Genomic DNA, 13,966 nt, shown 5'->3' on the forward strand with positions numbered 1-13,966 from the left:
TTCTGCTCAGTTAGCTACCATTTGTATAGATAGGATTAGAAAACTCAATGCTGGGGCGTTGCTGAATGGACTGAATAAACAGCAGCGTCTTTTTTTGTATTGTTTTTTTGTATCCAATACTACAGAATTATAGCAAAAAATTTGTATGCGTAGCCATTATAGCAATCGCCATAGCGGTTAGGACGCATCTTATGGTAGAGACGTTGCATGCAACGTCTCTACCACAGTTCGGAAAGTCCTAATCGATGTGTCTACTGCGATAACTTCAGCGTTGCTGTTCAAGAGTGGGGCAAGTCATGGGCTTTCCTTGACATACTCCCTTGCTGGAAGCGTAAAGATTTTACACAAATCGTAGTAAAAAGAACAGACAGCGTTTTAACCTAGGATCAGACCAACCGTTCAGATGGGTACCAGTCAGCTTATCTGGTTAAATCGAAGTAACCGATAAACACAGTCGCTTACTTCGTTATGTCACCTATTTGTAAACCTACATGGAGGCGTGGCATTATTTTCCGATGATAATCTTGGATCGAACGGGAGAGGAATGCCACGAAGAACAATGATTCGGTCATTTAGTGTGCATCCCCAGTCTATTCTCAAAGTCAAACAAGCTTGGCGCAATAAGAGTCAGGGGCGCGATCGCGAATTAGCGGAAGCCCTGGGACTATCGTTAGACACCCTAAATCATTTTCTCAAGGGACAACCCGTTAAAGGGCTAAACTTTGTCGAACTTTGCCAGGTCTTAGAATTGGACTGGCAGGATGTGGCTGGTTTAGATAGCCAGCAGAATCTAGTTTTTGACTCACCGATTGAAGTGGGTGAGTTGTTGGCTTACTCCTACAGCCATGGGGTGAGTGCTGTTGACCAAGCATTACAAACACTGGTGAGAACACTCTGTCAACTATTGGGTCGCCTCACCCGCAAAGTCGGAAATTTGCTGCGTGCGGATCGCACCAGTATTTTTTTATTGGATCGAGAACGACAAGAATTGGGTTCACTGATTGCTGAGGATGGAGACGGTGGTAGTCTGTTAATCGATATTCCTGCTAACAAAGGAATTGCTAGTCTCGCCGCCTTTTCCTTAAAAGTGATTAACATTCCCTTTGATGTTTATGATGATCCGCGCTCCGAGATGGCGCAGAAGACGGATCGCCGTACCGGATACCGCACCTATACCATTTTGGCTTGGCCCCTACTAAACAACAAACAAGATCTTGTAGCGGTGGTGCAGTTAATCAATAAATTAAAGTCCAACTACCAACCGGAAGATGATCTAGTCAAGAAGATTGATCCTCGTGGTTTTACCCGAGATGATGAAGTCTTATTTGCCAAGTTTGCCCCTTCGATTCTCCAGATTTTAGAACGATGTCAATTTTGTTACCAACTTGCCCAAAAACTCCGGGAAACGACGGATATTAAACCCGGTAGTTTGCGAGAAATTGAATTGGTCGAGCAACTTCAGCGACAAGAACGACAGTTACAGAATAATCTTCAACGGCTCTAGTGGGAGATGAGGAAGCTGGGGAAGCTGGGGAAGCTGGGGAAGCTGGGGAAGCTGGGGGAGCTGGGGGAGCTGAGGAAGCTGAGGGAGATGAGGAAGCTGAGGGAGCTGAGGGAGCTGAGGGAGCTGGGGAAGATGGGAGACGAAATTTCTATAGCCTATCACCCTGTTCCCGATTCCCTAACATAAGACATAAGACATAAGACATAAGACATAAGACATAAGACATAAGACATAAGACATAAGACATAAGACATAAGACAAATCTCCATTAACTCCACACCCCTTGGATACAAAAGGTAATACCTGGATTCTGAATATTCAGGAACAACTTACTCCCATTATTTAACATTTTTCAATAATCGGAATACCAAAAACCGAGTAATAGTCCTGAAAGCTGGATAAATCTGAGTATTTAGTAATGTAGCTCTAGTGAATTTAATTCTCTGGGTATGGAATTTTATCCCCTGATTCCGGCAAAAAAAATTCAGTTCAGTGCTGGATTATTATTGCTAGTTTTTTTCGGCTCTGGATGTAATAATCAATTCGATGCATTAGCCACGCAGACTTGTAGTGAGGCAGAATTAGCTGTTGCGGAAGCCCAGCAGCAGTTTGAGCAAGTTGAGAATAAATTAGCTAGGTCAAGTCAGTCAGATATTCAGACGGTTGATACATCGGTATTGCAAGAGCTGCAAGAAACTCAAGAGTACGCTTTTGAGATTTGCAATCAAGGAGGATAGTTAAAAAGGAGGGTAGGGGTATAGGGCGTCTAAGTATTTGTGAATATTTTTTATGGTGCAACCCTAACTATTTTCTGATTAAAATTCAATTTCAAAGACTGTATTATTAGCTTTCTTTATTTCCAGCTTGCCATTAAGCTGTGCCACTAAAGCGCGGACTAATTGCAATCCCAAGGTTTTTGGTGAATTAAAGTCGATCAATTCAATTGGTGTTGGCTTGTTATTGCCCACGATCAATTTATTTTTTGGGTTCTCTTTTTTCTTTGAATAAATTTCAATCCATATATGACCTTTGTAATTGTTTGCTTTAAAGGCATGTTTTAAAGCATTAGAGATTAGTTCGTTAAGAATTAATCCACAATAAATTGCGGTTGAGAGATCCAAGCTTAAATCTTGGTCGATATTAAGGTGTAGACGAATAGATTCGGGATGAATAGCATAGGTTTGAATCAAATGATAGGTGAGATTTTCAATATAATTGAGAAAGTTAATCCGCTGCAAGTGATCAAATTGATAGAGTTCCTCATGGATAAGAGCCATTGATTTAATTCGGTTCTGGCTGGCTTGGAAGAGGGCAAAAATCTCAGGGTCATCAATTTGCTGTGATTGGAGATCAAGCAGGCTAGAGACAAGTTGTAGGTTATTTTTGACCCGATGGTGAATTTCTTGGAACAGTACTTCCTTTTGCTGTAAGGAAATCTTAAGCTGATTCTCGATGTATTTGCGATCGCTAATATCCATTGCCGCGCAGGTAATTCCCTCTACATCTCCGATTGAGTTGCGTAAGGGTTCGACGGTCAAATCGTAGTATCGAAGTTCACCATTAATGGTGAGAGAGACTTCCTCTCGCATTCCTATCCCACTGGTCAATACACGCTGCTTGATGGATATTAACGGTTGTGCTTCTTGGGGGGCTAGGAGTTCGCTGTCGCTTTTTCCCAATATAGCATCCACGTCATCATCAGGAACCACATTGTAAGCCCAAGTGTAGCGTAACTCCTGATCTTGATTAAACACCACCAAGGGTGCATGTTTCAGCACCGTGCGAAAGCGGGTTTCACTTTGCCTAAGTGCTTCTTCTACCTGGTGACGTTCTCTCAATTCACGTTGTAACTTAGCATATAATCGGGCTTGATGAATCGCGATCGCACAATGATCGGCAATGGCTTGGACAAACTCAATATCCTCTCGCTTCCATTCCCGTGCCTGATCACACTGGTGTAGACTAATTCCGCCAATATAGGAATTTTGGTCAAGCAACGGCACAATCAAAATAGCGCAAATTTCACAATCCTGCGCCGCCTCGATTAACACATCGGGAAAATTGGGAGTAATTTGCGGGACAACCACAGGCTCACCCTGGCTCAATTCCTGGTGGTGATACCGATAAAAATCACAGTAGACCCCCAAAATACTCTCCCGTTGGGCGGTCGCTTCCGAAACGTGATGTGCCGTCATTTGCGACTCACCATCCGGTCGAAAAATCAAACAGCGACTGACATTAAGTGTTTCATGGAGCTGATCGACCGTAGTTTGGAGAATATCTTCCAACACCAGTGTACCGCGCATCGCTTGCACAATTTGGTTGAGTAATGTCTGTCGGGAGACTTGGCGTCGCAGTTCAATGAGTTCCTGTTCTAATGCGGTAATATGGGTTGGGTGAGAAGAGTTTACCTGTAGGTGAGAGTTAGATGGCTGCTCGACGGACATGGTTCTCCTTAGGGGAAGGATATGACAGAAAAAATTTGATCCTAGTTCATCAAAGGAGGTTTTGGATAGGTATCAGCAGTTAGGTGTTTTCGTCTCTGTCTCACGGTATATTAGTTCTACCCAAAGGGGTAGGCTGAATAAATAGCTATCAAATTTGGCGAGAAGTCCTTCACGATAGCCAAGAGAGTTTAGTTGGGGAAGATGTTAAGAAAGAGAACTCTCGACCCATTCAAAACATCAGTGAGTTTCCACCACTAAAAAGGCGGACTAAGTATGTCCGACTACTTACTTCATCATAAACAGAAAGTTTGTTTTAATCTTCATATCTGATTTCGTCGCGATCGCGTTTAGTTTTAGAGGGCAGTTTGCCGCGCATTCTTCATCCCTCAGTAAACACCTAGAGACCACTTGAAGTTAAACTGAAGACTTAAGAATCCGTGATCGACATCTTCGTCGGACATCGGCAGTGAGCGCTAGCTGAGGTGATTCGTCAATCTTGCAATCCGGCTCTAGAACAGTATAGAACTATCCAGGCTGATTATGTCTGAATTAAGCGAAAACCAAATTCCCCTCCAGACGGGATCGCGCAGTGAATTGCGAGAGTTAGTTCGGACTCAACTGCAAATGCTGTTGGAACAAGAAAATTTTCAGGGTGCTAAACAGGTATTAGTTCCTGTACAACCGGTGGACATCGCCGACGCGATCGAAGGATTGCCCGACGCCCTACAGGTTATCGCCTTCCGCTTACTCTCGAAAGCTGAGGCGATCGAAGTTTACGAGTACCTTGACTCTAGCGTCCAACAATCGCTGATCGAGGAATTTAAACGCCAAGAGGTACTTGACATCGTGGACAAAATGTCTCCCGATGATCGAGTGCGATTATTTGATGAATTGCCCGCCAAAGTAGTCCGCCGTTTGCTGGCTCAACTGAGTCCCCAGGAACGCCAAGCCACTGCCCAACTCCTCGGTTATGAAGCCGATACCGCAGGGCGAATCATGACTCCGGAGTATATTTCCCTGAAAGAAAGCTTAACCTTGGGCGAAACCCTGGAACGGATTCGTAGTTTAGCCAGTACCACGGAGACGATTTATTACGTTTATGTCACCGATGCAGAGCGACATCTAAGTGGAATCGTCTCATTGCGGGATTTAGTCGTGTCTCCACCGGAGCAAACTCTAGGTGCAGTGATGACTCGCGATGCTGTTTGTGTTCACACGGATACAGATCAAGAAGACGTGGCGCGGTTAATCCAACGCTACGACTTTCTGGCTGTGCCTGTGGTTGATCGAGAACATCGTTTGGTGGGGATTGTCACCGTTGATGATGTGATCGATATTTTAGAGAAAGAAACCACTGAAGATATCTATGCCTTGGGGGGTGGGGTACAATCCGGGCGCGATAATTACTTTCAAACCAACTTAATTACTGTTGCCCGCAAACGAGTGGTTTGGTTATTTGTGTTGTTACTGACAAACAGTGTGACTGCCACCATCATTAACTCTCAAGCAGACATCTTACAGAGAGTTGTGGCGCTGGCGGCATTTATTCCTCTGTTAACGGGTACAGGGGGAAATGTGGGCGCTCAATCGTCAACGGTGGTGATTCGTGGTTTAAACACTGACGAAATTCGAGATATGGGTTCATTGCAAGTGATCGGGCGGGAAGCGATGGCAGGAGCGCTACTGGGAACCATTTTAGGATCAGTGGCAACGGTTTGGGCATATTTGCTCAGAGATGATATCTTTGTTGCCGTTGCTGTGGGTATCAGTTTAGTCGCGATCGCGATTCTGGCATCGGTGGCGGGTTCGGCGTTACCGTTTCTGTTCCGTTCCCTGGGATTAGATCCGGCTTTGATGTCAGCCCCGTTTATTACCACGGCGGTTGATGTGTTGGGTGTGTTGATTTATTTTAATATAGCCAGGATGGTTCTTGGTCTTTAATTATTAGTCATTCGTCTTACGTCTTATGTTTTTTCGTAATTCATAGTTCAAAAGATATAGATAAATCCTTATGACATGAACAGGGAATGCTAACTCACCGTCTGAAAATTGCCGAGTGTATCTTTGTTGTTGTCTCAATCATTGGCTGGGCTGTAGCGGCGGCGTCTGGTCAAATTATCTATGGGGCAGTTCCGTTGTCAATTGCCCTGTTGCTGAATCTGATCAATCGCCTCCGGTTCGAGCAACAAAGCCGATATCGGTTAACGGGAGCCATGGCGCAATTGCATCGACAACTGTCCCAAGAGAGTCAATCGTTATACCAACAGCAACTTAAGCAAGCACTAGCCTCTCTACAAGCAAAACTCCCTGACTATCTGGCTCAAATTGAGAATCCCGCTTCGGAATTAGGGGCGATCAAAATTGCCCAACTTCAAGCTCGAATTGTTAGCGTGGAACAATCACTGCGGAATGTTGTGGATTATCTCAATAGTGCCTCATTGCCTAACCACATCGAGCAATTAGAAGCCGCGATCGCACAAATTACTGCCGATCTTGATAAACTACACTACCAAATTCCGATTGCGGCTGATCCCGAACAACCAATCCATTGGCAGACAGAGGCGGGGGGTGAACCCTCCTTATTTCCTGTTGCTTCCGAATCAGTTTCCCCTGTTAGGAGAGCTGAGGAAGCTGGGGGAGCTGGGGAAGCTGGGGAAGCTGGGGATGTCTGTAGAGACGTAGCATGCTACGTCTGGGAAGAAGATAGGAGAGCGTATCCGAGTGATTTTGTCCCTGAACCAATCCTACCCAATTGGAACTTTAGATTAACCCTGAAAGGACATCAGGATTGGGTTAGCGCGTTGGCAATGAGCGCTGATGGTCAAATCCTGGTTAGTGGTAGTTTAGACAAAACCGTGAAGCTGTGGCACTTAGAGACGGGTGATCTGATTCATACATTTAGTGATCATCAACAGGGAGTCCTCTGTCTTAGCTTAAGCCCTGATGGTAAATGGCTGGCGAGTGGGGGATTTGATCAGACGATTAAGGTATGGAAACTAGAGACTGGAGAATTATGCCATACGTTGACAGGTCATAACGGTTCCGTGCGATCGCTGGTGATTATGCCAGATAACCAAACTCTGATCAGTGGTAGCTTTGATCAAACCATTAAGCTATGGCAATTGGATCAGGGAAAATTTGTGCAGGATTTAGTTCAAGACGCCGGACGATTATCTGCTCTCGCCTTAAGTCCAGATGGCAAAACTCTTGTCAGTGGCGGCGGAGATGGCATTATTGATTTATGGCATGTTCAGCCGTTTGATCTAGAATTCAGTCTCACCGACAATCTGAGTTCGATCAACTCTCTTGCCTTAAGTCCCGATGGGCGTCGGTTAGCTGCTGCCTGTACCGATGGTACTCTCAAGGTATGGCAACTCGATAGTGCTGAACAGATAGAACGTTGGCAATGTTCCTCTGCACCCGCCATGTCGATTATTTTTAGCGATAACGGGCAAAGTGCGATCGCGGCTCATGCAGACGGTACGATTAAGATCTGGTGGCTAGGCATCGATGAACCGTTGCTTGTCTTGGACAATAACGATGCTGGTTCTGTGGTATCAGTGGCTCTAAGCCCAGATGGTCAGTGGTTAGCTGGAGGGAATCGGGATGGTACAGTTAAGCTTTGGCAACAGTTATAAGATTTGTAGGGATGTGCCATGGCACGTCTTCAGGTTTGTGTAGGGGCGGGTTTCACTACTACCGTTTTTGAACTAATCATAAATTTAACTAAACCCGCCCTGACTATTACCGAATGGCTGTATTCATTCCCGTTCCCCGTTCCCTATAACACCCTGACAAATGACGAATGACCAATGACCAATGACAAATGACAAACGGAACTGGCTTTTTATCGCTGAATCTGTTGCTATTGCCGCCTCATTTGTGGGTGCAATAGTAGCAGTTATATCTGAACAGATAATTTATGGATTAGCGCCTTTAGCGATTTCCCTGTTACTGAATCTAATTAACCGCCGTCGTGTTGTCCAACAGCTTCGGCGCAAGATCAACGATCGCACTCAAATTGACAATTTAAGCCGAGATATCCAAGCTTTACGTACAGAAGTTGCTCAACTTAAGCAACCTGACTCTAATCTGATTTCTAGAGAGGAACTGTCTGCTATTGTCTCTACCGTTGAGGCAATTAATGAGAAGCAAAAGGCATTACGAGGTTCTCTAGCCCCCCTACAATCAAAACTTGATGAATTGAATCAAAAATTCAGGCAGCGTCCCGAATTAGAACAGATTGAGACGTTAGCCGGGATTATCGTAGCTCTCAAAAAGACCATCGATCAGCTTCCCCAGCCTGATAGCACCGCCGCTTCTGTCAACCCAGAGCGAGTTGAACAATTAGAACGTGCGATCGCGCAAATCCAACAGGAACTATCACAACTTCAGCCGTAAGCTGTCATCCCAAATTCGGGTTAACTACTCCCCTTATAACCCAGTCCTTACCTTGCGAACTACTCTTCAGGAAGGCTTCGCATACATTAGTGTAGCAGCGATTTCAATCGCCATGGCAAAAGGGGGTTCCTCTGGTATTTTACCCAAAAACGGCTCAGACAATTCGTAGACAGTCTAAATATAGGATAGCCGATTATTTATGTATTATAGCCATTTCCTGATAATTAATAGCGGAACACAATTCGCAACATTCGCGTCCATACTAACCAGATCGAGCTGTTAATATTCAATAAGAATACGCCTCTGATCATTTTGCCAACTGTACAACCTCGTGCCAAAGCCAAAAACACAATCCCAGAGATTCCCCAAAGATGGAATCGCTCAGTTATGAATAAAAGACACCCTTCTCGCCTAACCACTATGTCACCTTTCTCCTTACTCTCCGACTCCCCGATAAGTGTCTTGAGACTCTGGCGCTGGGGAACAGCACTTGCTACAGCCACATTTGCCAGTGGACTATTGATGACTCCCGCCGTTGACGCTCAATCCGCCACACCGCAACCCATATTTGAGAACGTAAAACTGGGGCGACGATTTTCACCTGATCCGTTGATTATTCGGGGGATCAGTGGCGGTTCCGTTTCAACGCCAGATGTTTCGGGTCGTAGAGAAACACCAACTGGTTCTTGTATCGGATTTATTGATGAACAGCCTGATCATATCCTAGAGTTAACGTCTTTTTTCAACTACCTCAGCTTACAAGTGGAAAGCCCGGAGGATACTACTCTATTGGTGAGGGGTCCTGGTGGAAGTTGGTGTAATGATGATGCTGACGGAAAAAATCCTGGAATTTCGGGTCAGTGGTTAGCTGGGGAATATAAAGTTTGGGTTGGCTCTTTTCAAGAAGATAAGTATCATCCCTACGTGATTCGGATTAGCGAAGTTCAACTTCTTAATCCGGGACCCTCTCGGCGTTGATGGGGTGAGGGGGAAGCGGGGGAAGCGGGGGGAGCAAGGGCGTGTTGAGATTAAGACGTACTCCCTAATTTCGCCCATTTCCCCTGACTGCGTTTGGCGAGAATCTTTTCTTCGTAGAGGGATGCGATCGCGTTTAATTTTACCGCTAACCCTAGGCGATCGCACTCATGAATGTCTCAGGCTACAATCGATACCAGATCATGATCTCCCTATAGTGACAGACTTCCGGTTGCGTTCCTGATTGAACCTGTGTGGATACGATGAATACTCAACTCACCCCCTCCCAACTGAATTCCTATCAAGCAATATTACCGAATGATGATCCCGCCCAAGACGCGATCGCACGTCTCAAAGACCATAATGGGGATATTGAGGCATCCTTTGAGGAACTGTATCACGAGAAATATGGTTCAATCCCGGATTTTGCTGACAAATCCCTGTGGGAAGTGACGCTGAACCAGTTGCGTCAGGAATTGTGTGGCGATGATAGCTTTCGCACTAAGGTACAGGAGTATAGCAAGAATCCGGGAAGTACACCTTTGCTGACGGGGTTAATCGTGTATTTGGTGGGATTAGCTGGCTTACCCCTTGATCCTGCGATCGCCACTGTGGTGGTATTGTATATTCTCAAGATTGGCTTAAATATTTTCTGTCAATATACAGAACCCTCCGATTCCAAGTCATTACCGGGTGAGTAGGGGCGCAAGGCTTGCGCCCTGCAACTGACATACTAAGCCAGCCCTCACCCCCAGCCCCTCTCCCAAGCTTGGGAGAGGGGAGCAAGAGGGGAAAAAATTCGTGAAGTGATTGAGGGTTCCTATCGGATTATTTACTACATTAAACCCGATCAAAATGCTCTGGGACAATACATCATATACAGAACCTTACTCTCGGTTACGAATCCGACTTATAAAGTCTATTTAGCAATTAGTCAGGAAATTTATGAAAACTTCTTTTGCCAAGTGGCGATTCAATTCATTATTCAACACAACCAAGTAGCCCTACTTGTGATCAACACAGACGCTGAGGAGGTTATTCAATGGATAAGCTGAACCACTATCGCGATTTAATTCAAAGAGTTTTAACCGAATACCATCACCTGGCGACTCAAACCCCGAGTACTGGAGAGGAAAGTCTACTCGCCTTTGATGAAACCAGAGATCAATACCTTTGGTTTCAAACCGGATGGAGACAGAAAAAAATAATTCGCGGGATTACCGTTCATATTCAAATTAAAAACGAGAAGATTTGGATTGAAGAAGATTGGACAGAAGTGGGGATGGCAAATGAATTATTAAAATTAGGCATAGCGGCGAGTGATATTGTTTTGGGGTTTCATCCCCCAGAGGCACGTCAATTTACAGAATTTGCCTTAGCCTAACGTTGTAGGGGTACGACATTGCCCATTGGTGTCAACTTAAGCGCCAAAAGCACGACTGGCAAGCTTTTCACCCTCATCCCCTAACCCCTTCTCCCATCAAGGGAGAAGGGGAATAAAGAAGCTTCTGGCATCACATTGAGAAATACCTTTCTTCTTACTCCCCTCTCCCGTGCAAAAAAAGCGAAGCATCCTCTGTCCTCCCCCCTCTTGTAGGGGGGAACGAGGGGGGTAGGGGGGAACGAGGGGGGTTGGGAGAGGGGCTGGGGGTGAGGGGTTTAGCTTAAGTTGACACCAATGGATATTATCGTGCCCCTACCCTATTATCTGGTATTGGTGCGTCAATCCTGTTTCCGAAGCATCGGTTGGGTTGAGCGAAGCCGAAACCCAACCTACCTTAACGACTATAATTAATATAAATTCTAATAAACCAGACAGACAAGTATTATTTAATATGCAAATTAGCATTGAAATACCTGATGATATCGGTAATCGTTTGACAGCAAAATGGCACAATTTGCCCCAGCGCTCATTAGAAATTATGGCGGCTCAAGCTTATAAATCGGGTATCCTTACTGCAGGTGAAGTCCGACGAATGCTTAATTTACCTTCTCGTTTAGCCGTTGATGAATTTTTGAAACGGGAAGGAGCGTATCTACACTATACTGAGGCAGACCTAGAACATGATCTTCAAGCTGTAGCCAAGGTTATCCAAACGAATGACCATTGTTTGTGATACGTCTCCACTTTGCTATTTGATTTTAATCGACCAAATCGATGTCCTGCCTCAACTTTTTTGTCCTCCCGCCAAGCTAGCGTAATGCACCTTTCTATTTGTAGGGTGTGTTAGCGAAGCGTAACGCACCTTTCTATTTGTATACACATCTATTCGGACTTTCCTTTCCTGTTGTTCTAGACATTCCGGCGGAACGTCTCTACTATGTGTCCTAACCGCTATTGTTCGGGTAACGTTTGTCGCCTTGAGACTCCACCACCACGCTCAGAGCGTCCCCTCACCACGCTCGGAGTGTCTCCCACGACGCTCAGAGCGTCCCCCCACCACGCTCGGAGTGTCTCCCACCACGCTTAGAGTGTCCTCCCACCACGCTCAGAGCGTCATCCGCCACGCTCAGAGTGTCCTCCCACCACGCTAGGAGCGTCATCCGCCACGCTTAGAGTGTCCTCCCACCACGCTTTGAGTGTCATCCGCCACGCTCGGAGTGTCCTCCCACCACGCTCAGAGCGTCACTCATCACTCTCAGGGCTTGATTCATCCGGTGAGGAACCCCCATTCCCTTTGGTTTTCACGCCTTTAAAGCGTTCCTTTAACTGCTCCGCCACGCTTTTTAAGCCCGGTGTGGTTTTCGATGCCATTTTCACGTAGTCATACACGGTTAAGCTGCTTTTCATCGCTTCACTTCCCACCGCTATCAGGGTATCATCCACCTTTTCTGACAGTTGCTGGAGTCGGATGAGTAACTCGGAAAGACGCAACGCCAGTTGATAGTCGCGCTCGAATTCCTCCGTGTTGAAATTGGCGGGGAGAATGCCAGAGTTCGTTTGGGCGGCGTTGAGGCTATTGTTGACAAAGGCTAAACTTTTATCGCCCATTTTATAGAGATCATGGCGTTCTTTGGGGCTGAGGTTAATCAGAAAGGGTAGCTTCTGTTCGATAGTTTGTAAGGCGGTGTTGATTTCTTCGATATCGGTGTCGGAGAGGCTGGCACTAATATTGTGATAGGACATGGTACTGTCTCCTGATGTGAAGATTGCCGTTGCCCTGGCTATTGTTGAAGAGGGCAAGGATTCTTTTATTTTAGCCGGATTTATGGGTTGATATTAACCCCTCTCCCCCAGCCCCTCTTTTTCTCAGACTTCTGGGTTGACATTAACCCCTCTCCCCCAGCCCCTCTTTTTCTCAGGGGAGAGGGGAGCAAGAGGGGAGCAAGAGCCTCCGATTCCCCTTCTCCCCACGGTGGGAGAAGGGGTTAGGGGATGAGGGGGAAATGTTGAGGAGTAGATCGACACGGTTTAAAACCTTGCCAGCATTGGTTTTCTACCTTAAGTTGACACGGATGCTATATGCCGTACCCCTACGACACCCAGGGATAATTGATCGGGTAGGGGCACGATACTATCGTGCCCGTCTCAATCTGGGAGGCGTTCTAAAATTTCTCGTGTCACACCAGCCCAATAGTCATCCTGATACTCTAGGAATATCTCTAAGGCTGTCTGTAAATTCACCCTCGCTTCGGCGTAGTTTTCCTGGGCTTCTGCCAGTAATCCTAATTGTCCATAAGTGCTAGCTTGTTCGTAGCGATCGCTAAATTCAATCTTAATATCCAGAGCCTGCTGATAGTAGTGCTTTGCCTGCTCATACTCCCGTAACTCTTCGGCAACCCTTCCAAACTGGTGATAGGTGCTAGCTTGAGAGAAGCGATCGCGAAATTCAATATAAATATCCAGAGCCTGCTGATAGTATAGCTTTGCCTGCTCATACTCCCGTAACTCTACAGCAACATTTCCTAACTGGTGATAGGTTGTAGCTATGTAAAGCTGTTTCTGTCTCTCCTCTACCCCGGTAAGCTGTTGGTAAAGTTCCAGCACCTGCTGATAAGCAGCTTTAGCTTGAGTATAATTCTGGGTGTTTAGGTAACAAGAGGCTAACCGCTCCTGTGCCATGACAATATGCAGCCCAATTCTACCTGTGTGTAATGATGCCGGATATGCCGCTTGTGCCTGACAGACGAATTCTGAGAGTTTGAGATTACTCTGGATATCATTAATTAGCTCAAAGTATTGAAACAAACAGAAAAAGATAGCCACCGTTTCCTGTTTCTCTAAACAGAGTTGTAGGGCATTATAGAGATTTTCATACTCCAGTTGACAGAAGAAAATCCCCAGTTGTCGTTCTTGCGCCTGCTTCGATTTCATCAACTGCTGATAACCACCCGCCAACCCCAAATAGTGACGTTTAAACCCCTCCCGCAACGCTTCCCGCATCGCTGCATCCTGTTGATTCAGCTTCATCCGCAAGAAATAAGGAAAAACTGGCTGAATCCGCAACAGTCTCTCATTAGCCCCCCTTTTTAAGGGGGGTTGGGGGGATCGAGAGGAGCTGGGGGAGAGGTTCGACAACAACCCCCAATTAATCGCCTCTTGAATCGCCGTCTCAAACTCTTCAAACGGATAATCCTGAAACGGGGCTAACTGCTGCAACTCATCAACATAATTCCCCATCCCACTCCGCAAAATAAA

General features: G+C 45.9%; 15 protein-coding genes. 12 read left to right on the forward strand and 3 right to left on the reverse strand.

All coding sequences use genetic code 11. From position 1 onward, the window contains the following. The first annotated feature begins 544 nt into the window (after nucleotides 1-544). From RIB93_RS32195 to RIB93_RS32205, 3 genes are all read left to right on the forward strand, one after another. On the forward strand, nucleotides 545-1,504 hold the full coding sequence (locus tag RIB93_RS32195) for a GAF domain-containing protein (RefSeq protein ID WP_446379336.1): 960 nt from the start codon (nucleotides 545-547) through the stop codon (nucleotides 1,502-1,504). Then, a complete protein-coding gene (locus RIB93_RS32200; RefSeq protein ID WP_446379338.1) occupies nucleotides 1,504-1,704 on the forward strand; it encodes a hypothetical protein in 201 nt (66 codons plus the stop codon). The genes RIB93_RS32195 and RIB93_RS32200 overlap by 1 nt, the downstream gene beginning before the upstream one ends. Nucleotides 1,705-1,953: 249 nt before the next feature. Beyond that, nucleotides 1,954-2,241: a hypothetical protein gene (locus RIB93_RS32205; protein ID WP_446379340.1), complete on the forward strand. Its 288-nt coding sequence runs from the start codon at nucleotides 1,954-1,956 to the stop codon at nucleotides 2,239-2,241. A 78-nt stretch (nucleotides 2,242-2,319) separates the two neighbouring features. Here the strand turns inward: RIB93_RS32205 and RIB93_RS32210 are convergent, their stop codons facing one another. Next, nucleotides 2,320-3,951 carry a histidine kinase dimerization/phosphoacceptor domain -containing protein gene (locus RIB93_RS32210; RefSeq protein WP_446379342.1) on the reverse strand — a complete coding sequence of 544 codons (1,632 nt, stop codon included), beginning with the start codon at nucleotides 3,949-3,951 and terminating at the stop codon, nucleotides 2,320-2,322. A 540-nt stretch (nucleotides 3,952-4,491) separates the two neighbouring features. Between RIB93_RS32210 and mgtE the strand changes: the two genes are divergently transcribed. The 9 genes from mgtE to RIB93_RS32255 all read left to right on the forward strand — a co-directional run bounded on the left by mgtE (nucleotide 4,492) and on the right by RIB93_RS32255 (nucleotide 11,444). Continuing rightward, a complete protein-coding gene (gene mgtE, locus RIB93_RS32215; RefSeq protein WP_446379344.1) occupies nucleotides 4,492-5,892 on the forward strand; it encodes a magnesium transporter in 1,401 nt (466 codons plus the stop codon). A gap of 86 nt (nucleotides 5,893-5,978) precedes the next feature. Beyond that, the gene (locus RIB93_RS32220; RefSeq protein WP_446379346.1) at nucleotides 5,979-7,589 is read left to right on the forward strand and encodes a WD40 domain-containing protein; all 1,611 of its coding nucleotides are present in this window, start codon (nucleotides 5,979-5,981) and stop codon (nucleotides 7,587-7,589) included. 18 nt (nucleotides 7,590-7,607) lie between these two features. Beyond that, nucleotides 7,608-7,760, forward strand: a complete 153-nt coding sequence (locus RIB93_RS32225; RefSeq protein ID WP_446379348.1) for a hypothetical protein — start codon at nucleotides 7,608-7,610, stop codon at nucleotides 7,758-7,760. Nucleotides 7,761-7,770: 10 nt separating this feature from the next. Then, a complete protein-coding gene (locus tag RIB93_RS32230) occupies nucleotides 7,771-8,352 on the forward strand; it encodes a hypothetical protein (RefSeq protein ID WP_446379350.1) in 582 nt (193 codons plus the stop codon). Nucleotides 8,353-8,772: 420 nt separating this feature from the next. Continuing rightward, entirely contained in the window at nucleotides 8,773-9,330 is a 558-nt protein-coding gene (locus RIB93_RS32235; RefSeq protein ID WP_446379352.1) for a hypothetical protein, read from the forward strand. 260 nt (nucleotides 9,331-9,590) lie between these two features. Beyond that, complete coding sequence (locus RIB93_RS32240) at nucleotides 9,591-10,028, forward strand: hypothetical protein (RefSeq protein WP_446379365.1); 438 nt, start codon at nucleotides 9,591-9,593, stop codon at nucleotides 10,026-10,028. Between the two features lie 105 nt (nucleotides 10,029-10,133). After that, nucleotides 10,134-10,382 (forward strand): element excision factor XisH family protein, encoded by a 249-nt coding sequence (locus tag RIB93_RS32245; protein ID WP_446379354.1) that lies wholly within the window; start codon nucleotides 10,134-10,136, stop codon nucleotides 10,380-10,382. Next, on the forward strand, nucleotides 10,370-10,711 hold the full coding sequence (locus tag RIB93_RS32250) for a XisI protein (protein ID WP_446379356.1): 342 nt from the start codon (nucleotides 10,370-10,372) through the stop codon (nucleotides 10,709-10,711). Before RIB93_RS32245 ends, RIB93_RS32250 begins: the two co-directional genes overlap by 13 nt. A 451-nt stretch (nucleotides 10,712-11,162) precedes the next feature. After that, nucleotides 11,163-11,444 carry a UPF0175 family protein gene (locus RIB93_RS32255; protein WP_446379358.1) on the forward strand — a complete coding sequence of 94 codons (282 nt, stop codon included), beginning with the start codon at nucleotides 11,163-11,165 and terminating at the stop codon, nucleotides 11,442-11,444. A gap of 509 nt (nucleotides 11,445-11,953) precedes the next feature. Here RIB93_RS32255 and RIB93_RS32260 read toward each other — a convergent pair. Beyond that, a complete protein-coding gene (locus tag RIB93_RS32260; protein ID WP_446379360.1) occupies nucleotides 11,954-12,454 on the reverse strand; it encodes a hypothetical protein in 501 nt (166 codons plus the stop codon). Nucleotides 12,455-12,856: 402 nt separating this feature from the next. Then, on the reverse strand, nucleotides 12,857-13,966 hold a 1,110-nt coding region (locus RIB93_RS32265; RefSeq protein WP_446379362.1), incomplete at its 5' end, for a tetratricopeptide repeat protein.

The organism is Coleofasciculus sp. D1-CHI-01 (assembly GCF_040218875.1).
GTDB lineage: Bacteria > Cyanobacteriota > Cyanobacteriia > Cyanobacteriales > Coleofasciculaceae > Coleofasciculus.